Annotated in this window: 1 protein-coding gene; it reads left to right on the forward strand. The window is 75.0% G+C overall.

The window, feature by feature from the left end; translation table 11 throughout:
• The first annotated feature begins 11 nt into the window (after positions 1 to 11).
• Complete coding sequence (locus tag KV557_RS11125; protein ID WP_218199670.1) at positions 12 to 23,780, forward strand: non-ribosomal peptide synthetase; 23,769 nt, start codon at positions 12 to 14, stop codon at positions 23,778 to 23,780.
• Positions 23,781 to 23,804: the final 24 nt, after the last annotated feature.

A 23,804-nucleotide genomic window follows, 5' to 3' on the forward strand; every position in this document is an offset into this window, starting at 1 on the left:
GAGGTTCTCCGTTGTCGCGTCCTGAAGGCACCGTTCACCCCCTGACCGCCGCTCAGCGCGAGATCTGGTTCGCGGAGCAGAGGTCGAGCACGGGAGGTCCGGCCTACCGGATCGGCGAGTACCTGGAGATCCACGGACCGCTCGACACCGGGCTGTTCGAGCGGGCCCTGCGGCAGACCGTGGGCGAGGCCGAGGCCCTGCACGTCCGCTTCCTGGACGGCGGCGACGGCCCCGTGCAGGTCCGTACGGTGCGCGACTGGGAGCTTCCGCTGGTCGACCTCGGGGCCGCCGCCGATCCCCACGCCGCCGCCGAGGCGTGGATCGCGGCGGACCTGGCCCGGCCCGTGGACCTCGCCGAGGACGTGCTGTTCGGCCATGCCCTGATCGCGCTGGGGGAGGACCGCTTCGCCTGGTACCAGGCGTACCACCACATCGTGATGGACGGCTTCGGCTACGCGCTCGTCGCGCGGCGGGTGGCGGAGGTCTACACGGCCCTCGTGGAGGGGCGCGAGCCCGGCCCCAGCGGGTTCGGAACGCTGGCGGAGCTGGTCGCCGGCGACCTCGCCTACCGCGCGTCGGAACAGGCCGGCGAGGACCGCGCCCACTGGACGGGCCGCCTGGCGGGCCGCCCCGAGCCGGTCACCCTCGCGAACCGCCCGGCGGCGCCGGAGCGGCGGTCCGACGGCGTCCGCAAGACGGCGCTGCTGCCGCCCGGACGCCCCGAGGCCCTGGAGGCCGCGGCCGACCGGGCGGGGGTGCGCTGGTCCCGGCTGCTGATCGCCGCGACCGCGCTCTACCTGCACCGGATGACCGGCGCCCGCGACCTGGTGGTCGGCCTGGCCGTGCCGGCCCGCCCGGAAGAGGCCCTGGCGGCGATCCCGTGCACCCTGTCCAACGTCGTGCCGTTGCGCCTGTCGGTGCGGCCGGACCAGCGGCTCGGCGATCTCGTCGCCCAGGTGGCGGCGGAGGTCCGCGGCGCCGTGGCGCACCAGCGGTACCGCGGGGAGGACCTCCAGCGCGACCTCGGCCTGCCCGGCGGCATCGGCACGGCCCTCTCCACGGTCGTCAACCTCATCAGCTTCGACTACCGGGTGACCTTCGCCGGCCACCGCGTCACCGCCCGCAACGTCTCGACCATGGCGGTGGCCGACCTCAACGTCGTCGCCTGGGACCGGCGGGACGGGACCGGCCCGCGGATCGGCCTCAAGGCCGACCCCGAGCGGTACGGCGACGAGGAGTTGACGGAGCATCAGCTCCGGTTGATGCGCCTGCTCGACACCATCGCCACCGCCGACCCGGACCAGCCCGTGGGCCGGCTCGACGTGCTGTCCGACGAGGAGTGTCGCCGGCTGCTCACCTCCGGCGACGGCGGGCCCGCGCTTCCCGCCGCCACCCTGCCCGCGCTGTTCGAGGCCCAGGTGCGGGCCACCCCGGACGCCCCCGCACTGGTCGCCGGGGACCGCACCCTGACCTACGCCGAGCTCAACGCCCGGGCGAACCGCTGCGCCCACGCCCTGATCGCCCGTGGCGCCGGGCCGGAACGCCTGGTCGGGCTGGCGCTGCCGCGCTCGGTCGAACAGGTCGTCGCCGTCCTGGCCGTGGCCAAGGCGGGCGCGGCCTACCTGCCGGTGGATCCGGAGTACCCGAAGGCCCGCATCGCCCACATGCTCGCCGACGCCCGGCCCGTCCTGGTGCTCGACGACCCCGCGCAGGTGTGGCAGGCGGAGGGGCCCGACGCCGACCCGGTCGTCGCGCTCGATCCGCGGCACCCTGCGTACGTGATCTACACCTCGGGCTCGACCGGGCTGCCCAAGGGCGTGGTGGTGAGCCACGCCGGCCTGGTGAGCCTGGTCGCCGCCCAGACCGAGCGCTTCGCGATCGACGCGGACAGCCGCGTCCTGCAGTTCGCCTCGCCGAGCTTCGACGCCTCGGTCTCGGAGCTGTGCACCGCCCTGTGCTCCGGCGCGACGCTCCTCCTGCCCCCGGACGGCTCCCCGCTCGACACCCTGACCGACCCCGCCGCGCGGGTCACCCACGCGACCCTGCCGCCCTCCGTGCTCGCCGCCCTCGCCGCGGACGCCGTCCCCGCCCTGCGGACGCTCGTGGTGGCGGGCGAGGCCTGCCCCGCGGAGCTGGTGGCCCGGTGGGCGCCGGGCCGGCGGATGATCAACGCCTACGGCCCGACCGAGACCACCGTCTGCGCGACCATGAGCGAGCCGCTGACGCCGTCCGGGCAGGCACCCCCGATCGGGCGGCCGATCGACGGCGCGCGGGTCCGGGTGCTGGACGCGGCGCTGCGCCCCGTCCCGCCGGGCGTGCCCGGCGAGCTGTACGTGGCCGGGGCCGGGCTCGCGCGCGGCTACCTCGACCGGCCCGGCCTGACCGCCGAGCGGTTCCTCGCCGACCCGTACGGCCCGGCGGGCGCCCGGATGTACCGCACCGGCGACCTGTCGCGCTGGGGTGCGGACGGCTGCGTGGAGTTCCTCGGCCGGGCCGACGAACAGCTCAAGGTCCGGGGGTTCCGGATCGAACCCGGCGAGATCGAGGGCGCGCTCGCCGCCCACCCCGCGGTCGTGCAGAGCGTGGTGGCCGTCCGCGACGACCGGCTCGTCGGCTACGTCGTGTGCCCGGCGGACACCCGCACCGGACCGGCCGAGCTCCGGCGGCACCTGCGGGAGCGGCTGCCGGAGCACCTGGTGCCCTCGGCGTTCGTCGTGCTGGACGCGCTGCCACTGACCCCCAACGGGAAGATCGACCGCGCCGCGCTGCCGGCCCCCGAGGGCGCCGCGGCGGCGCCGGGCCGGGCCCCGCGCACGCCGCAGGAGCAGCTGCTGACGGAGCTGTTCGCCGAAGTCCTCGACGTACCGGAGGTGTTCGCGGACGGGGACTTCTTCGAGCTCGGTGGCCACTCGCTGCTCGGCACCCGGCTGGTCTCCCGGGTCCGTGCCACCTTCGGCGTCGAGCTGCGGCTGCGCGACCTGTTCGAGGCGCCCACGGCCGCGGCGCTCGCCACCCGGCTCGGGGACGCCGGGCAGGCCCGCCCGGCCCCGCGGGCCGGCGCACGGCCCGAGCGGCTGCCGCTCTCCTTCGCCCAGCGCCGGCTCTGGTTCCTGCACCGGATGGAGAGCGCCGGCGCCGCCTACCACATCCCGCTGGCCCTGCGGCTGTCCGGCGCCCTGGACCGGGCGGCGCTGGAGGCCGCGCTGGCGGACGTGACGGACCGGCACGAGAGCCTGCGGACGGTGTTCCGCGAGGTGGACGGGGTGCCCTACCAGCACGTCCTGGACGGGGCGAGGCCGCCGCTGCCGGTCACCGACACCGCGGAGGGCGAGCTGGCGGACCGGCTGGCTGCGGCCGCCGGCGAGCGCTTCGACCTGGCGGCGCGGCCGCCGGTGCGCGCGGAGCTGTTCCGGCTGGCGCCGGACGAGCACGTCCTGCTGCTGGTGATCCACCACATCGCGGCGGACGGCTGGTCGACCGGGCCGCTCGCGCGCGATCTGACCAAGGCCTACGCGGCCCGCTGCCGGGGCGAGGCACCCGGCTGGGCGCCGCTGCCCGTCCAGTACGCCGACTACACGCTCTGGCAGCGGGACCTGCTCGGCGACCCCGCCGACCCCGAGAGCCTCTTCGCCCGCCAGAGCGCCTACTGGGAGCGGGCCCTGGCCGGTCTGCCGGAACAGACCGAGCTGCCCTTCGACCGCCCGCGCCCCGCGGTCGCGTCCAGTCGCGGCGGACGGCTGCCCGTCCGGATCGACTCGCAGCTGCACCGAGGACTGCGGGACCTGGCGCGTGCCAACGGCGCCAGCCTGTTCATGGTGCTGCAGGCCGGCCTGGCCGCGCTGCTCACCCGGCTGGGCGCGGGCACCGACGTCCCGATCGGCACCCCGATCGCAGGGCGGACCGACGAGGCGCTGGACGAGCTGGTCGGATTCTTCGTCAACACCCTGGTGCTGCGCACCGACACCTCGGACGACCCGACGTTCGCCGAGCTGCTCGGCCGGGTCCGTGAGCACGCCCTCGCCGCCTACGCGCACCAGGACGTCCCCTTCGAGCAGCTGGTCGAGGTACTCAACCCGGTCCGCTCGATGGCCCACCACCCGTTGTTCCAGACCATGCTGGCGCTCCAGAGCGCCCCGGCGGGCGCGTTCGACCTGCCGGGCCTGACGGCCGAGGCCGTCCCGGTTTTCACCGCGGGCGCCAAGTTCGACCTGTTCGTCGGCCTGTCCGAGCAGCGCGACGCCGACGGCGGCCCCGGAGGCCTGGCCGGGACGGTCGACTACGCCACCGACCTGTTCGACGCGGCCACCGTACGGTCGCTGGTCGAGCGCTGGCTGCGGCTGCTGGGGGCGGTCGTCGACGCGCAGGACCTCCCGATCGGCCGGATCGACCTGCTCTCGGCCGACGAGCGGCGCCTGCTGCTGGCCGCCGACCACACGCCGACGGCCGAACTCCCCGCCGTCGGACTCCCGCAGCTCTTCGCCGCCCGGGCGGCGGCCGCCCCCGACGCGATCGCCGTGGTCTGCGACGGGACCGCGCTCAGCTACCGCGAGCTCGACGAGCGGGCCAACCGCCTTGCCCACGCGCTGATCCGGCGCGGCGCGGGGCCCGAGCAGCTGGTGGCGCTGGCGCTGCCGCGTTCGGCCGAGCTGGTGGTGGCGGTGCTCGCCGTCCTCAAGTCCGGTGCGGCCTACCTGCCGGTCGACCCCGACTACCCGGCCGCGCGGATCGCCTACCTGCTCGGCGACGCCCGGCCCGCCCTCGTGCTGGCCGACCGCCGCTCCGCCGGCCTGCCCGTTCCCGATGGCACCCCCGGGCTGCTGCTCGACGACCCGGACACCGCGGCCGAGGTGGCGTCCTGCCCGCCCACCGACCCCGGCGTCGCCGTCGACCCGCGGCACCCCGCGTACGTCATCTACACCTCCGGTTCCACCGGCGAGCCCAAGGGCGTCCTGGTGCCGCACCGGAACGTGGCGCGGCTGTTCTCCAGCACCCGGGACCTCTTCGCCTTCGGGCCCGAGGACGTGTGGACGCTCTTCCACTCGTACGCCTTCGACTTCTCCGTCTGGGAACTCTGGGGAGCCCTGCTGCACGGCGGCCGGCTGGTGGTCGTGGACCACGGGACCAGCCGCTCGCCCGGGCGGTTCCTGGAGCTGCTGGACCGCGAGGGCGTCACCGTGCTCAACCAGACGCCGTCCGCCTTCTACCAGCTGATGCAGGCCGACCGGGAGACGCCCGGGCGGGCGACCGCGCTGCGCACCGTCGTGTTCGGCGGGGAGGCGCTGGAGCCGGCCCGCCTGGCGGAGTGGTACCGGCGGCACCCGGACGGTGCCCCCGTCCTGGTCAACATGTACGGCATCACCGAGACCACGGTGCACGTCACCCACCTCGCCCTGGACGAGCGCAGCGCCGCCGCTGCGGGGGCCAGCGTCATCGGCACGCCGCTGCCGGACCTGCGCGGGTACGTGCTCGACTCCGGCCTGCAGCCCGTTCCGCCCGGGGTGGCGGGGGAGCTCTACGTCGCCGGGGCCGGCCTGGCCCGCGGCTACCTGAACCGGCCCGCGCTCACCGCCGGGCGGTTCGTCGCCGACCCCCACGGGCCCGCCGGGTCGCGCATGTACCGTACGGGCGACGTGGTGCGGCGCCGGGCCGACGGCGCGCTGGAGTTCGTCGGCCGCGCCGACGACCAGGTGAAGGTCCGCGGCTTCCGGATCGAGCTGGGCGAGATCGAGGCTGCGCTCGCCGGGCATCCGGAGGTCGTGCAGGTGGCCGTGCTGGCCCGGCAGGACCGCACGGACGACACTCGTCTGGTCGCCTACTTGGTGTCCGCTGGAGCCGCGCTGCGCCCGGACGAGTTGCGTGAGTACCTGCGGGAGCGGCTGCCCGGCTACATGGTGCCCGCCGCGTTCGTCCAGCTGGCCGGGCTGCCCCTGACGGGCAACGGCAAGCTCGACCGGCGCGCCCTGCCGGCCCCGGAGTTCGCGTCCGACCGCGGCACCCGGGAGCCCGGCACGCCGCAGGAGCAGCTGCTGGCCGAGCTGTTCGCGAAGGTGCTCGGTGTCTCCCGGGTCGGCGCCGACGACAGCTTCTTCGACCTCGGCGGGCACTCACTGCTCGCCACCCGGCTGGTGGCCCGGGTGCGCGCGGTGCTGGGCGTCGACCTGGAGCTGCGCGCGCTGTTCGAGGCGCCGACGGTCGCCGGCCTGGCCACCCGGCTCGGCCGGACCGGACGGGCCCGGGCCGCCCTGACCGCCTACCAGGAGCACGGCGCCGCCGTGCCGCTCTCCTTCGCCCAGCGCCGGCTCTGGTTCCTGCACCAGATGGACGGCCCCGGCGGGGTCTACAACATCCCGCTGGCCCTGCGGCTGTCCGGCGCCCTGGACCGGACGGCGCTGGAGGCCGCGCTGGCGGACGTGACGGACCGTCATGCCGTCCTGCGGACCGTCTTCCCCCAGGTGGACGGGGTGCCCCACCAGCACGTGCTGGACGCGGTGCGGGTGCCGCTGACCGTCACCGACACCGACGAGAGCCGACTGGCCGACCGGCTGACGGCGGCCGCCTTCCACCACTTCGACCTGGCGGCGCGGCCGCCGGTGCGCGCGGAGCTGTTCCGGCTGGGGCCGGACGAGCACGTCCTGCTGCTGGTGATCCACCACATCGCGGCGGACGGCTGGTCGACCGGGCCGCTCGCCCGGGACCTCGCGGCGGCCTACGCGGCGCGCTGCCGGGGCGAGGCGCCCGGCTGGGTGCTGCTGCCCGTCCAGTACGCCGACTACACGCTCTGGCAGCGGGAGTTGCTCGGCGACCCCGCCGACCCCGAGAGCCTCTTCGCCCGCCAGAGCGCGTACTGGGGAACGGCCCTCGCCGGGCTCCCGGAGCGGCTCGAACTGCCGACCGACCGCCCCCGGCCCGCGACCATGTCGTACTGCGGCGGCCAGGTGACCCTCGGGCTCGACGCGCCGACCCACCGGGCGCTGGCCGAGCTGGCCGGCCGGACCGGCAGCAGCCTGTTCATGGTGCTGCAGGCCGGTCTGGCCGCGCTGCTCAGCAGACTGGGCGCGGGCGCCGACGTCCCGGTCGGCACCGTGATCGCGGGGCGGACCGACGAGGCGCTGGACGAGCTGGTCGGGTTCTTCGTCAACACGCTGGTGCTGCGCACGGACGTCTCCGGTGACCCCACGTTCACCGAACTGCTGGGCCGGGTACGGGAGAACGCGCTCGCGGCGTACGCGCACCAGGACCTGCCGTTCGAGCACCTGGTGGAGATGCTCAACCCCACCCGGTCGCTGGCCCACCACCCGCTGTTCCAGACCATGCTGGTGCTGCAGAACGCCCCGGCCGGTGAGTTCGACCTGCCCGGGCTCCGGGTGTCCGCCCTCCCGCTGCCGACCACGGTCGCCAAGTGCGACCTGACGTTCAGCCTCACCGAACGGCACGGCGCCGACGGCGCCCCGGAGGGACTGCGCGGCATCGTCGAGTACAGCACCGACCTGTTCGACGCCGCCACCGTCGAGACGCTCGCCGCACGCTGGGTCCGGCTGCTGACGGCCGCCGTCCAGGCGCCGGACCGGCGGATCGCGCTGCTCGACGTGCTGTCCGCCGACGAGCGCCACGAGCTGCTGGCGGCCCGGAACGACACGGCGACGGCCGCCTCGGCCGCCACCGTGCCCGAGCTGTTCGCCGCCCAGGCCCACGCCACGCCCGACGCGGTCGCCCTGGTGGCCGATGGTGTCGAACTGACCTACCGCGAACTCGACGCGTGGGCCAACCGGCTGGCGCACGCCCTGATCGCCCGCGGCGCGGGGCCCGAGCAGCTGGTCGCGGTGTCGCTGCCGCGCACGGCGGAGCTGGTGGTGGCGATCCTCGCCGTCCTCAAGTCCGGTGCGGCGTACGTCCCGGTGGACCCGGACTACCCGGCCGCCCGGATCGCCCTGATGCTGGAGGACGCCCGGCCCGTCCTGGTGCTGGACGACCTCGCCACCGTGCGGGACACCGACGGGTACCCGGACACCGCTCCGCCCGTCCCGCTGCGCCCGCAGCACCCGGCCTACGCCGTTTACACCTCCGGCTCCACCGGCCGGCCCAAGGGCGTGGTGGTCGCGCACGCCGGCCTGGCCAACCTGCTCGCCGAACACCGCCGGACCCTGCTCGCCACGGACCGGCCCGACCGCCGGCTGCGGTTCGCGCTGACCGCCTCGGTCTCCTTCGACGCCTCGTGGGACCAGCTGATCGCGCTGCTCGGCGGCCATCAGCTGCACGTGCCCGACCAGCAGACCTGGGCGGATTCCCACCGGTTCGTCGACTGGCTCGCCCGGCACCGGATCGACGTCCTCGACACGACCCCTTCGTACCTCCAACTGCTGCTGGAGCACGGCCTGTTCGACGACCCGGAGAGCTGCCCGGTCAGGGTCGTGGTCGGCGGCGAGGCCGTCCCCGGACCGCTCTGGGAGCGGCTGCGCGCGCTGCGCGACGTCGAGTGCCTCAACTTCTACGGGCCGACCGAGTGCACCGTCGACGCGCTCACCGCCCGGATCGACCGCTCCGCCGGGCCGGTGATCGGCCGCCCGATCGCCAACACGCGGGTCTACGTGCTCGACTCCGGAATGCAGCCCGTTCCGCCCGGGGTGCCGGGGGAGTTGTACGTCGCCGGCGCGGGGCTGGCCCGCGGCTACCTGAACCGGCCCGGGCTCACCGCGGCCCGGTTCACCGCCGACCCGTACGGCCCGGCGGGCGCCCGGATGTACCGCACCGGCGACCTGGCGCGCTGGGGTGCGGACGGCTGCGTGGAGTTCCTCGGCCGCGCCGACGAACAGCTCAAGGTCCGTGGCTTCCGCGTCGAGCCGGGCGAGGTCGAGGCGGTGCTCGCGGCGCACCCGGACGTCGCCCAGGGCGCGGTGGCCGCCCGGGACGACCGGCTGATCGGCTACGTGGTGCCCGCCGCCGGCCGCGCGGCCCACCCGGCGGAGCTGCGCCGGTACCTCCGGCAGCGGCTGCCGGACCACCTGGTGCCGTCGGCGTTCGTGGTGCTGGAGGCGCTGCCGGTCACGCCCAACGGCAAGCTGGACCGGACGGCGCTTCCCGCCGCCGAACCGGTGCCGGCCGGTGGCGGCCGGGCGCCGCGCACGCCCGGGGAGCAGTTGCTCGCCGAGCTGTTCGCCGAGGTCCTGGGGGTCGCTGCGGTCGGGGTCGACGACGGCTTCTTCGACCTGGGCGGGCACTCGCTGCTGGCGACCCGGCTGATCTCGCGCATCCGGGCCGTCCTCGGGGTCGAGGTCGAGCTGCGGGCGCTCTTCGAGGCACCGACCGTGGCGGGCCTGGCCGAGCGGCTGGGCGGCGCGGAGCGGGCCCGGCCGGCGCTGACCGCGCGCCGCCGCCCCGACCCGGTGCCGCTGTCCTTCGCGCAGCGCCGGCTCTGGTTCCTGCACCACCTGGAGGGGCCGAGCACGACCTACAACATCCCGATGGCCCTGCGGCTGTCGGGCGGGCTCGACCCGGCGGCACTGCAGGCCGCGCTGGGGGACGTGCTGGCCCGGCACGAGTGCCTGCGCACCGTCTTTTCCGAGGCGGACGGGGTGCCCGTGCAGCGGATCCTGGACGAGGTCCGGCCGGTGCTGCCGGTCACCGAGGTGGCCGGGGCGGAGCTGCCGGGCCGGCTGGCCGCGGCGGCCGGCCACCGCTTCGACCTGGCGGCGGAGCCGCCGGTACGCGCGGAGCTGTTCCGGATCCGGGCCGACGAGCACGTGCTCGCCCTGACCGTCCACCACATCGCCGCGGACGGCTGGTCGACCGGGCCGCTCGCGCGCGATCTGACCGCGGCCTACGCGGCGCGCTGCCGGGGCGAGGCGCCCGGCTGGGCGCCGCTGCCCGTCCAGTACGCCGACTACACCCTCTGGCAGCGCGACCTGCTCGGCGACCGCACCGACCCGGCGAGCCGGTTCGCCGCGCAGCTCGGCTACTGGTCCGCAACGCTCGCGGGTCTGCCCGAGCAGTTGGAGCTGCGGTTCGACCGCCCGCGCCCCGCCGTCCCCTCCCACCGCGGCGACCACGTCGGCATCGAGCTGGACCCGGCCCTGCACGCGGGACTGGCCGAACTGGCGCGCAGCTGCGGCGCAAGCCTGTTCATGGTGCTGCAGGCCGGCCTGGCCGCGCTGCTCACCCGGCTGGGCGCGGGCACCGACGTCCCGATCGGCACACCGATCGCCGGGCGCACCGACGAGGCCCTGGACGAGCTGGTCGGATTCTTCGTCAACACCCTGGTGCTGCGCACGGACGTCTCCGGCGACCCGGACTTCACCGGCCTGCTCGCCCGCGTGCGGGAGGGCGCGCTGGGCGCCTACGCCCACCAGGACCTGCCGTTCGAGCACCTCGTCGAGGAACTCAACCCGGCCCGCTCGCTGGCCCACCACCCGCTGTTCCAGGTCATGCTGGCCCTGCAGAACGCGCCGGCCGAGGAGTTCGACCTGCCGGGCCTGCGGGTCTCGGCCACCCCGGTCTCCACCGGCACGGCCAAGTTCGATCTTTTCCTGGCGCTGTCCGAGCTGCGCGGCCCGGAGGGCGAACACCAGGGCCTCAGCGGCGCGGTGGAGTACAGCTCGGACCTGTTCGACCGCGCCACCGTGGAGGCGCTGGCCGCCCGCTGGATCCGGCTGCTGCGCGCCGTGGTCGCCGACCCGGCGCGGCCGATCAGCCGGATCGACGTGCTCTCCTCCGCGGAGCGGCGCGAGCTGCTGGCGGACTCAGCCCACTCAGACCTGCCTGCCGAGGGTCCGGCCGAGCTGTTCGGGGCCCAGGCCGGGACCACCCCGGACGCGGTCGCGCTGGTCCTCGCCGACACCGCGCTCACGTACCGCGAGCTGGACGCGCACGCCAACCGGCTCGCCCACGAGCTCATCCGGCGCGGGGCCGGTCCGGAGCGGATCGTCGCCCTCGCGCTCCCCCGCTCGACCGAGTTCGTGGTGGCGGTGACCGCGGTGCTGAAGACCGGCGCCGCCTACCTGCCCGTCGACCCCGAGTACCCCGCGTCCCGGATCGCCTTCATGCTCGACGACGCCCGGCCGGCGCTGCTGCTCACCGACACCCGGACGGCGCCCGTCCTGCCGCCGGACGCCGACCGGGTGCTCCTCGACGCCCCGGAGACGGTCGCCGCGGTGGTGGCCCGACCGGACACCGCCCCGCGGATCGCGACCGATCCGCGCAACCCCGCCTACGTCATCTACACCTCCGGCTCCACCGGCCGCCCCAAGGCCGTCGTGATGCCGGGCGGCGCCCTGGTCAACCTGCTGCGCTGGCACCACCGGGAGCTGGGCGGCGGCGAGGGCACCAGGACCGCCCAGTTCACCGCGGTGAGCTTCGACGTCTCGGTCCAGGAGATCCTCTCCGCGCTGCTCTTCGGCAAGACGCTGGTGATCCCCACCGAGGAGGAACGGCGCAGCGCCGAGCTGCTGGCCCGGTGGCTGGACCGCCATCGGGTCGAGGAGCTGTTCGCACCGAACCTCGTCCTGGAGGCCCTGGCCGAGGCCGCCAACGAGCAGGGGCTCGACCTCGCGCACCTGCGCGTGATCGCGCAGGCCGGCGAGGCGCTGCGGCTCGGCGGCCCGCTGCGCCGGTTCCACGGCCGACGGCCGGGCCGGACCCTGCACAACCACTACGGCCCGGCCGAGACCCACGTGGTCACCGGGTACACCCTGCCGGAGCAGCTCGACGACTGCCCGCTGCCGCCGCCGATCGGCCGGCCGATCACCGACACCCGGGCGTACGTGCTGGACGGCGCCCTGCAGCCGGTGCCGGCCGGGGTGCCGGGGGAGCTGTACCTGGCCGGTGCCGCGCTGGCGCGCGGCTACCTGAACCGGCCGGGCCCGACCGCGGAGCGGTTCGTCGCCGACCCGTACGGCCCGGCGGGCACGCGGATGTACCGCACGGGCGACCTGGTGCGCCGACGGACCGACGGCGAGCTGGAGTACCTCGGCCGACGGGACCACCAGGTCAAGGTGCGCGGCTTCCGCATCGAGCTCGGCGAGATCGAGGCGGCGCTGGCCGGCTGCCCGGAGGTGGCCCAGAGCGCGGTGCTCGCCCACCGGACCCGGAGCGGCGACGTCCGGCTGGTCGCCTATGTGGTGCCGTCCGGCGAGGGCTCCTGGAATCCGGAACAACTGCAAGGCCGGCTGGCCGAGTTGCTGCCGGACTACATGCTTCCCGCGGTGTTCGTCCGGCTGGACGCGCTGCCGCTGACACCCAACGGCAAGCTCGACCGGGCCGTCCTGCCCGTCCCCGACCTCGACGCCCCGCCGGTCGGCCGCGCCGCGCGGACGGCCCACGAGCAGGTGCTGGCCCGGCTGTTCGCCGAGGTCCTGGGGGTCGCCGAGGTCGGCGTCGACGCCGACTTCTTCGCGCTGGGCGGCCACTCGCTGCTCGCCACCCGCCTGGTCTCCCGGGTCCGGGCGACCCTCGGGGTGGAGCTCGCCCTGCGCAGCCTGTTCGAGACGCCCACGGTGGCGGGCCTGGCCGCCCGGCTCGGGGACGCCGGGCGGGCCCGGCGTGCCCTGACGGTCCGTCAGCGACCTGATCTGGTACCGCTGTCCTTCGCCCAGCGCCGGCTCTGGTTCCTGCACCGCCTGGAGGGGCCGGGCGCGACGTACACCATGCCACTGGCCCTGCGCCTGTCCGGCACGCTGGACCGCCCGGCCCTGGAGGCCGCGCTGCGGGACGTGGTGGGCCGGCACGAGAGTCTGCGGACCGTCTTCCCCGAATCCGAGGGCGTGCCCTTCCAGCAGGTCCTGGCCGAGCCGGGTCCGCTGCTCACCGTCACCCGGAGCAGCGCGGCACGGCTGCCGGAGCAATTGGCCGCGGCCGCCCGGGCCGGGTTCGATCTGGCGAACCAACCTCCGCTGCGGGCGGAGCTGTTCGAGGTCGCGTCGGACGAGCACGTGCTGTTGCTGGTGGTGCATCACATCGCCGGGGACGGCTGGTCGCTGGAACCGCTGTCGCGCGATCTGGCGGCGGCGTACGCGGCGCGGTGCGCCGGGACGGCACCCGGGTGGGCGCCGTTGCCGGTGCAGTACGCGGACTACACCTTGTGGCAGCACGAGCTGCTCGGTGACGAGGATGATCCCGAGAGTCTGATCAATCGTCAGCTTTCCTATTGGGTAGAACAGTTGGCCGATCTTCCGGAGCAGGTCCAGCTGCCGGCCGACCGGCCGCGCCCCGCCGTGGCGAGCCACCGCGGCGAGCTCGTCGACCTCGATCTCGACGCGGGGCTGCACGCCGGTCTGCTGGAGCTGGGCCGTCGGACGGGTGCGAGTCTGTTCATGGTGTTGCAGGCGGGTCTGGCTACGCTGCTGAGCAGGCTGGGTGCGGGCACGGACGTTTCGATCGGTACCCCGATCGCGGGGCGTACCGATGAGGCGCTGGACGAGTTGGTCGGGTTCTTCGTCAACACGCTGGTGTTGCGGACGGATGTGTCCGGTGATCCGACGTTCGCCGAACTGCTGGGCCGGGTGCGGGAGAACGCGCTCGCGGCGTATGCGCACCAGGATCTGCCGTTCGAGCATCTGGTGGAGGTGCTGAACCCGGCGCGGTCGCTGTCGCACCACCCGTTGTTCCAGGTGATGCTGGCGCTGCAGAACGCGCCGGGCGGGGACTTCGAGCTGCCCGGTCTCAAGGTCTCCGGCCTGACCGTGCCGACCGGCACCGCCCGGGTCGACCTCACCGTCGGCCTCGCCGAGTTGCGGGGCGAGGGCGGCGGCCCGGCCGGGCTGCGCGGGGTGATCGAGTACAGCACCGACCTGTTCGACGCCGGGACGGTCCGGGCGCTGGTCACCCGCTGGGCGCGGCTGCTGGCGGCGGCCGTCGCCGATCCGGATCTGCGGCTGAGCCGGATCGACCTCCTCGGCGCCGACGAGCGGCACCGGTTGCTGCCCGCCCAGCACGGGGATGCCCCGGCCGAGGCTGTCTTCCCCGCGTTGTTCGAGGCGCGGGTGGCGGCGGCTCCGGACGCGGTGGCGCTGGTGTGCGGTGGTGCGGAGCTGTCGTACGGGGAGTTGAACGCGCGGGCGAACCGGTTCGCGCATGCGGTGATCGAGCGGGGCGTGGGTGCCGAGCAGGTGGTGGCGCTGGTGCTGCCGAGGTCGGTGGAGCTGGTGGTCGCGGTGCTGGGGGTGCTCAAGGCGGGGGCGGCGTATCTGCCGGTGGACCCGGAGTACCCGAAGGACCGGATCGACTTCATGCTGGCGGACGCCCGACCCGCGCTGGTGGTCGATGATCCGGCCGTGGTGGCGGCGCCCAACAGGCCGGAGACGGATCCGGTCGTGGCGCTCGACGCCCGGCAGCCGGCGTACGTGATCTACACCTCGGGCTCGACCGGGCGGCCCAAGGGCGTCCTGGTCAGCCACGCCGGCATCGCGAGCCTGCTGGCCGCCCAGGTCGAGCGGTGGCGGATCGACACCGGCAGCCGGATCCTGCAGTTCGCCTCGCCGAGCTTCGACGCCTCGTTCTGGGACCTGTGCGGGGCCCTGCTGTCCGGCGCCACCCTGGTGCTGGCACCGGCGGCGCAGCCGCTCACGGCCCTGACCGACCCGGGCCTGCGGGTGACCCATGCGATGCTGCCGCCCTCGGCGCTGACGGCACTGTCCGAGACCGAGGTGCCGGTGCCGACCGTGATCGTGGGCGGCGAGGCCTGCCCGCCGGAGCTGGTGGCGCGGTGGGCGCCCGGTCGGCGGATGATCAACGCGTACGGCCCGACCGAGATCACCGTGTGCGCGACGATGAGCGGCCCGCTCACCCCGGACGGTCAGCTGCCGCCCATCGGCGGGCCGATCGAGGGCACCCGGGTGTACGTGCTGGACGCGGCCCTGCAACTGGTGCCGCCGGGCGTTCCGGGGGAGCTGTACGTCGGCGGGGCCGGGCTGGCGCGCGGCTATCTGAACCGGCCCGGCCTGACGGCCGAGCGGTTTGTCGCCGACCCGTACGGCCCGGCGGGCGCCCGGATGTACCGCACCGGGGACCTGGTGCGCCGACGCGCGGACGGCGAGCTGGAGTTCGTCGGCCGGGCGGATCACCAGGTCAAGGTTCGCGGCTACCGCATCGAACCCGGTGAGATCCAGGCCGTGCTGGCCGCGCACCCCGTCGTCGCGCAGTCGGCGGTGGTCGCCCGCGACCAGCGGCTCGTCGCCTACGTCGTGGGTGGCGATGCCCGGCCGGCGGAGCTGACGGAGTACCTGCGCGGCCGGTTGCCGGAGTACATGCTGCCCGCCGCCTTCGTCCTGCTGGACGCGCTGCCGCTGACGCCCGGAGGGAAGCTGGACCGCAGGGCGCTGCCCGAGCCGGACTACGGCCCGGCCCCTGCCGGGCGGGCCCCGCGGACGCCGGAGGAACTGCTGCTGGCCGAGCTGTTCGGCGAGGTGCTCGGCCTGCCCCGGGTCGGGGCGGACGACAGCTTCTTCGAGCTGGGCGGGCACTCGCTGCTGGCCACCCGGCTGGCGGCGCGGGTGCGGGCGGTGCTGGGCGTGGAGCTGGAGCTGCGCACGCTGTTCGAGGCGCCGACGGTCGCCGCTCTGGCCGCCCGGCTCGGGGACGCCGGGCGGGCCCGGCTGGCGCTGACACCGTACCGGCGCCCCGCCGCGGTGCCGCTGTCGTTCGCCCAGCGGCGGCTCTGGTTCCTGAGCCGCCTGGAGGGGCCGAGCGCGACCTACAACATCCCGCTGGCCCTGCGGCTGTCAGGCCGGCTGGACCACGCCGCCCTGGAGGCGGCCCTGGCGGACCTGGCCGCCCGGCACGAGAGCCTGCGCACCGTCTTCCCCGAGGTCGACGGCGTGCCGTGCCAGCGGCTGCTGGACGCCGCAACGGTCCGGGTGCCGCTTGCCGTCTCGGCAGTCGCGGAGGCCGACCTGCCGGCCCGGCTGGCGGCGGCCGCCCGGCAGCCCTTCGACCTCGCGACCCAACCTCCGCTGCGGGCCGACCTGTTCACGATCGGAGCGGACGAGCATGTGCTGTTGCTGGTGGTGCATCACATTGCGGGGGACGGCTGGTCGATGGGGCCGCTCTCGCGCGATCTGGCGACGGCCTACGCGGCGCGCTGCGCGGGCGTAGCACCCGGGTGGGCGCCGCTGCCGGTGCAGTACGCGGACTACACCTTGTGGCAGCACGAGCTGCTCGGTGACGAGGACGACCCGGAGAGCCTGTTCGCCCGTCAGCTCGCCTACTGGACCGAGCAACTGGCCGACCTGCCCGACCAGTTGATGCTGCCGACCGACCGCCCCCGGCCGCCGGTGGCCGACTACCACGGCGACCACGTGATCGTCCGGCTCGACGCCGGGCTGCACGCCGGTCTGCTGGAGCTGGGCCGTCGGACGAGCGCGAGTCTGTTCATGGTGTTGCAGGCAGGTTTGGCCGCACTGCTGAGCAGGCTGGGTGCGGGCACGGACGTTCCGATCGGCAGCCCGATCGCGGGGCGTACTGATGAGGCGCTGGACGAGTTGGTCGGGTTCTTCGTCAACACGCTGGTGCTGCGGACGGATGTGTCCGGTGATCCGACGTTCGCCGAACTGCTGGGCCGGGTGCGGGAGAACGCGCTCGCGGCGTATGCGCACCAGGATCTGCCGTTCGAGCATCTGGTGGAGGTGCTGAACCCGGCCCGGTCGCTGTCGCACCACCCGCTGTTCCAGGTGATGCTGGCGCTGCAGAACGCGCCGGGCGGGGACTTCGAGCTGCCCGGCCTCAAGGTCTCGCCCGTCGCGGCCCCGACCGACACGGCCAAGTTCGACCTCGGCTTCAGCCTGTGGGAGCGGTTCGGCCCGGACGGCACGCCCGAAGGCGTCGTCGGGACGGCCGAGTTCGCCACCGACCTGTTCGATCCGGGCACGGTGGAGACCCTGGTCGCCCGGTGGCTCGGGGTGCTGGCGGCGGTGGCCGCCGACCCGGACGAGCGGCTCGGCCGGATCGACATCCTCACCGCCGAGGAGCGGCACGACCTGCTCGCCGGCGGCAACGACACCGAGCGGCCCGTTCCCACGGGCCCCGTCCCCGCGTTGTTCGAGGCGCGGGTGGTGGCGGCTCCGGACGCGGTGGCGGTGGTGTGCGGTGGTGCGGAGCTGTCGTACGGGGAGTTGAACGCGCGGGCGAACCGGTTCGCGCATGCCCTGATCGAGCGGGGTGTCGGTGCCGAGCAGGTGGTGGCGCTGGTGCTGCCGAGGTCGGTCGACCTGGTGGTGGCAGTGCTGGGGGTGTTGAAGGCGGGGGCGGCGTATCTGCCGGTGGACCCGGCCTATCCCAGGTCGCGGATCGACTTCATGCTGGCGGACGCCCGGCCGGTGCTGGTGGTCGACGATCCGGCCGTGGTGGCGGCGCCCAGCAGGCCGGAGACGGATCCGGTCGTGGCGCTCGACGCCCGGCAACCGGCGTACGTGATCTACACCTCCGGTTCGACCGGGCGGCCCAAGGGCGTCCTGGTCAGCCACGCCGGCATCGCCAACCTCGTCGCGGCCCAGCTCCAGGGGTTCTTCATCGACTCCGGCAGCCGGGTGCTGCAGTTCGCGTCGCCGAGCTTCGACGCCTCGGTGTCGGAGCTGTTCACCGCGCTGCTCTCCGGCGCGGCGCTGGTCCTGCCGGGGACCGGTTCGCCGGTCGACGCACTGGCCGACCGCGGCCTCGCCGTGACCCACGCGACGGTCCCGCCGTCGGTGCTCGCCGCGCTGGCCGAGGACAGCGTCTCCGCGACCACGCTGGTCGTCGCCGGTGAGGCCTGCCCGCCGGAGCTGGTGGCCCGGTGGGCGCCCGGCCGCCGGATGATCAACGCCTACGGCCCGACCGAGACCACCGTCTGCGCCACCATCAGCGACCCGCTCACCCCCGGCGGCCGGGTGCCGCCGATCGGCCGGCCAATCGTCAACGGCCGGGTGTACGTGCTGGACGCGGCCCTGCAACTGGTGCCGCCGGGCGTTCCGGGGGAGCTGTACGTCGGCGGGGCCGGGCTGGCGCGCGGCTATCTGAACCGGCCCGGCCTGACGGCCGAGCGGTTCGTCGCCGACCCGTACGGTCCCGCCGGCGCCCGGATGTACCGCACCGGGGACGTGGTGCGCCGACGTGCCGACGGCGAGCTGGAGTTCGTCGGCCGGGCCGACCACCAGGTGAAGGTTCGCGGCTACCGCATCGAACCCGGCGAGATCCAGGCCGTGCTGGCCGCGCACCCCGTCGTCGCGCAGTCGGCGGTCATCGCCCGCGACCAGCGGCTCGTCGCCTACGTCGTCGCGGACCGGGGCGCCGGGCGGGAGCGGGACGTCAGGCTGGAGCACGACCACGTCGGTGAGTGGCAGGAGCTGTACGACGCGCTCCCCGTCACCGCGGACAGCGCCGGCTTCGGACAGAACTTCACCGGCTGGAACAGCAGTTACGACGCCCGCCCGATCCCGCTGCACGAGATGCGCGAGTGGCGGGACCGGACGGTCGAACGGATTCTCGCCCTGCGCCCCCGCCGGGTGCTGGAGGTGGGCTGCGGGACCGGACTGCTGCTGTCCCGGGTCGCCCCGCACTGCGAGACGTACCGGGCCACCGACTTCTCCGCCACGGCGATCGACGCGCTGGTCGAACAGGTCGGCCGGGAGCCGCAGTTGGCCGGGAAGGTGGTGCTGGAGGTCCGGCCCGCCCACGACACCGACGGACTGCCGGCCGACGGCTTCGACACCATCGTCCTGAACTCGGTCGTGCAGTACTTCCCGACCGCCGACTACCTGACCGAGGTGCTCGACCGGTTGCTGGGGCTGCTCGCCCCCGGCGGCACCCTGTTCGTCGGCGATGTGCGCAACCTGCGGCTGCTGCGCTCGCTCGCCACCGCCGTCCAGGTGCACCGGGCCGGTCCCGCCGCGGATCCGGCGGCCCTGCGCCGGGCGGTGGAACAGGCGGTGCTGGTCGAGAAGGAGCTCCTCGTCGACCCGGAGTTCTTCACGGCCCTGCACGCGCGGCGCAGTGACCTCGCCGGGGTGTCCGCGCAGGTGAAGCGCGGCACGTTCGACAACGAGCTGACCCGCTACCGCTACGACGTCACCCTCCACAAGCACCCACTCGTTTCGGTTGGCGAGACCGCCGAGGAGACCGAGCTGAGGTGGGGCCGGGAGATCGACGGCCTGACCGCGCTCGCGGAGCTGCTGCGCGACCGGCGCCCCGCCCGGCTGCGGATCACCGGGGTCCCCAACCGCCGGGTGCTCCGGGAGACCGCGCTCGCCCGGGCCGTCCAGGACGGCGGCACCGACCTCGCCGACCTGCTCGCCGAGCCGGACGACGCGGGCCTCCCGGACCTGGAGGAGTTCCACCGGCTCGGCGAGGCGTGCGGCCACCGGGTGGCCGTCACCTGGTCCACCACCGCGGCGGACGCCGTGGACGTGGTCCTCGCCGAGCCCGGTCCCGGGCCGCTGGTCGGCCTCTGCCGCCCCGCCCCGACCCCGGCGTCCCTGTCGGCGCTGACCAACGACCCGACCGGGAGCCGGGGCACCACCGCCCTGGCCGAGGAACTGCGCGGCTTCCTCCGCGAGCGGCTGCCCGACTACCTGGTGCCCTCGGCGCTCGTCCTGCTGGACGCGCTGCCGCTCACCGCCAACGGCAAGCTCGACCGGGCCGCGCTCCCGGCCCCCGACCTGGGCACCGCCGGGGCCGGGCGGGCCCCGCGGACGCCGCAGGAGGAGCTGCTGGCCGAGCTGTTCGCCGAGGTGCTGGGCCTGCCCAGGGTGGGCGTCGACGACGGCTTCTTCGACCTGGGCGGGCACTCGCTGCTGGCGACCCGCCTGCTGTCGCGGATCCGCGCGACGCTCGGCGCGGAGCTGGAGGTCCGCGCCCTGTTCGAGACGCCGACCGTGGCCGGCCTCGCCGCCCGGCTGCAGGACGCCGACCGGGCCCGGCCGCCGCTGGTGCGCCAGGAACGGCCGGAGACGGTGCCGCTGTCGTTCGCCCAGCGGCGGCTCTGGTTCCTGCACCAGCTGGACGGCCCCGGCGCCACCTACAACATGCCGCTCGCCCTGCGACTGCGCGGACGGCTCGACCGGCGGGCCCTGACGGCCGCCTTCGGGGACGTGCTCGCCCGGCACGAGAGCCTGCGGACGGTCTTCCGGGAGACCGGAGGCGTGCCGAGCCAGCACGTGCTGACGGTGGTTCAGGCCGCCGTGACCCTGCCCGTCGCCGCCGTCAGCACGGACGAACTGCCCGTTCGGCTCGCGCAGGCCGCGCAGCGCGGGTTCGCGCTCGACGCGGAGCCGCCGGTCCGGGCGGAGCTGTTCCAACTCGCCCGCGACGAGCACGTGCTGCTGGTCGTGGTGCACCACATCGCGGCCGACGGCTGGTCGATGGGTCCGCTCGCCCGCGACCTGGCGGCGGCGTACGCGGCCCGCTGCCGGGGTGCGGAGCCCGGCTGGGCGCCGCTGCCCGTGCAGTACGCCGACTACACGCTGTGGCAGCGCCAGCTGCTCGGCGAGGAAGGCGACCCGGACAGCCGGTTCGCCGCCCAACTGTCCTACTGGTCACAGGCGTTGGCGGGCCTGCCGGAGCAGCTCCAGCTGCCCGCCGACCGGCCGCGGCCGGCCACGGCGTCGCTGCGCGGCGCCCAGCTGGCGGTGCGCGTCGACGCCGGGCTGCACCGCGGCCTGCGGGAGCTGGCGGCGGCGAACGGCGCGAGCGTGTTCATGGTCCTGCAGGCGAGCCTCGCCGCGCTGCTGACCGGGCTCGGCGCGGGCACGGACATCCCGCTGGGCAGCCCGATCGCCGGGCGCACCGACCAGGCGCTGGACGAGCTCGTCGGCTTCTTCGTCAACACGCTCGTCCTGCGCACCGACACTTCGGGCGATCCGGGCTTCACCGAACTCCTCGCCCGGGTCCGGGAGAACGCGCTCGCCGCCTACGCCCACCAGGACGTCCCGTTCGAGTACCTGGTCGAGGTCCTCAACCCGGCCCGCTCGCTCGCGCACCACCCGCTGTTCCAGGTGATGCTCGCCCTGCAGAACGCGCCGGCCGGGGAGTTCGCCCTGCCGGGCCTGGAGACCGGCTTCGAACCGGCGCCGACCGGCACCGCCCGCGTGGATCTGACCTTCAGCCTCGCCGAGGAGCACGCCGCCGACGGCGCCCCGGCCGGTCTGCACGGCGCCGTCGAGTACGCCACCGACCTGTTCGACGCGGCGACGGTCGAGGCGCTCTTCGCCCGCTGGGTGCGGCTGCTGGAGGCCGTGATGGCCGACCCGGAGCGGCCGATCGGAAGGATCGACCTGCTCAGCGCCGAGGAACGCGCCCTCCCGGCCCGCGACGCGGTCACCGTCGAACTCCCCACCGCAGGCCTCCCGGCGCTGTTCGAGGCACAGGTGCGGCGGACCCCGGACGCCGTCGCCGTGGCCTGCGGGGACACCGCCGTGACGTACCGGGAGCTGGACGCCCGGGCCAACCGGCTCGCCCGCGCGCTCGCCGCGCAGGGGGCCGGGCCTGAAGGCACGGTCGCCGTGCTGCTGGACCGCTCGATCGAGCTGGTGACGGCGATCCTGGCCGTCGTCAAGACCGGCGCGGCGTACGTCCCGCTCGACCCGCGCTTCCCGTCCTCGCGGATCGACCTGATGCGGCGCGAGACCGGGGCGGGCGTGCTGCTCAGCGAGGACGTGCTGACCGCGCTCGGCGGGACGGAGCAGGACGACTCCGCCCTCGGGATCGACTGCCACCCCCGGCAGCTCGCGTACGTCATGTACACCTCGGGCTCGACCGGGCAGCCGAAGGGCGTCGGGGTCACCCACCACGACGTGACGGCACTGGCGCTGGACCCGTGCTGGGCGACCGGCGGCCACGAGCGCGTCCTGCTGCACTCGCCGACCGCCTTCGACGCCTCGACCTACGAACTGTGGGTGCCGCTGCTCACCGGCGGCCGGGTGGTCGTCGCCCCGCCCGGGCAGCTGGACGCCCCGACGCTGGCCCGGACCATCGCCCGGCACGGCGTCACCGGGATGTTCCTGACGGCCGGCCTGTTCCATCTCCTGGCCGACGAGCAGCCCGACTGCTTCACCGGCGCGCGCTCGGTCTGGGCGGGCGGGGACGTGGTCTCCCCGGCCGCGGTCGCGCGGGTGATGGCCGCCTGCCCCGGCCTGGCCGTGACCAACGGCTACGGACCGACCGAGGCCACCACCTTCGCGCTGTCCCATCCGCCGGCCGAGCCGCCCGTCGCGTCCCACCCGCTGCCGCTCGGCCGCCCGCTGGCGAACATGCGGGCGCACGTCCTGGACGGGGGCCTGCGGCCGGTGCCGCCGGGCGTGGTCGGCGAGCTGTACCTCGCCGGGGCCGGCCTCGCCCGCGGCTACCTGGGCCGGCCGGGCCTGACCGCCCAGCGGTTCGTCGCCGACCCCGACGGGCCCGCCGGGGAGCGCATGTACCGCACCGGCGACCTGGCCCGCCGGCGCACCGACGGGACGCTGGAGTTCGTCGGCCGGGCCGACGACCAGGTGAAGCTCCGCGGCTTCCGGATCGAGCCCGGCGAGATCGAGACCGCGCTCTGCGGCCTCCCCGGCGTCGCCCAGGCCCTGGTCCTCGCCCGCGAGGACCGGCCGGGGGACCACCGGCTCGTCGCCTACGTCGTGCCCACCGCACAGGCCGCTCCGGAGCCGTCGGCGCTCGCGGACGACCTCCGGCAGCAACTGCCCGAGTACATGGTCCCCTCGGCGTTCGTCCTGCTGGACGCGCTGCCGCTCACCGCCAACGGCAAGCCGGACCGCAGGGCCCTGCCCGCCCCGGAGTACGAGTCCGCGGGCACCGGCCGGATGCCGAGGACCCCGCAGGAACAGCTGCTGTGCGGCCTGTTCGCCGAGGTCCTCGGCCGGGAGCAGGTGCGCATCGACGACGACTTCTTCGCCCTCGGCGGGCACTCCCTGCTGGCCGCCCGACTGGTGGCCCGGGTCCGGGAGACGCTCGGCACCAAGCTCGGCCTGCGCACGCTGTTCGAGGCGCCGACGGTCGCCGGGCTGGCGGAGCGCCTCGGCGTGGACGACCTCGACGACGCCTTCGACGTGGTCCTCCCGCTGCGGCCGAAGGGCCGGCACGCGCCGCTGTGGTGCATCCACCCCGGCGGCGGGATCAGCTGGTCGTACTGCGGCCTGATGAACCACCTCGGGCCCGAGCACCCGATCTACGCGATCCAGGCGCGCAGCCTGGGCCGGCCGGAACCCCGCCCCGAAACCATCGAGGAGATGGCGGCCGACTACGCCGACGAGATCCGCAAGGTCCAGCCCACCGGCCCCTACCAGCTGCTCGGCTGGTCGGTCGGCGGCCTGGTCGCCCACGCGATCGCCACCGAGCTGCAGAACCGCGGCGAACGCACCTCCCTGCTCGCCATCCTCGACGCCTACCCGGTGGGCGACGTCGCCTTCGACGAACCACCGGTGCCCACCGAACGGGACGTCCTGGTCGGCATCCTCGACTGCCCGGAGGTGCTGGACGAGGGACCGCTCAGCTTCGACCAGGTGTCGGAGATCCTGCAGAACCGGGGTAGCGCGCTGGCGAGCCTGACCGAACGCCACATCCGGGCCGTCGTCGACATCATGATCAACAATGCCCAGCTCGCCCTGGACTTCGTCCCCGGCCGGTTCGACGGGGACCTGCTGCTCTTCAACTCGACGATCGACCGGGAGGCGGACTCGCCCGACGCCGGCGTGTGGCAGCCCTACATCGCCGGCCGGATCGAATCGCACGACGTCACCACCCGGCACGACCGGATGACGCAGCCCGGATCGCTGGGCCAGATCGGACCGGTCCTGGCCGCGAGGATCGCCGAACTCCACGACTGACCGACGTCATGACTGACACCACGA

This window comes from Kitasatospora aureofaciens (genome assembly GCF_019192735.1).
Classification (GTDB): domain Bacteria; phylum Actinomycetota; class Actinomycetes; order Streptomycetales; family Streptomycetaceae; genus Kitasatospora; species Kitasatospora aureofaciens_A.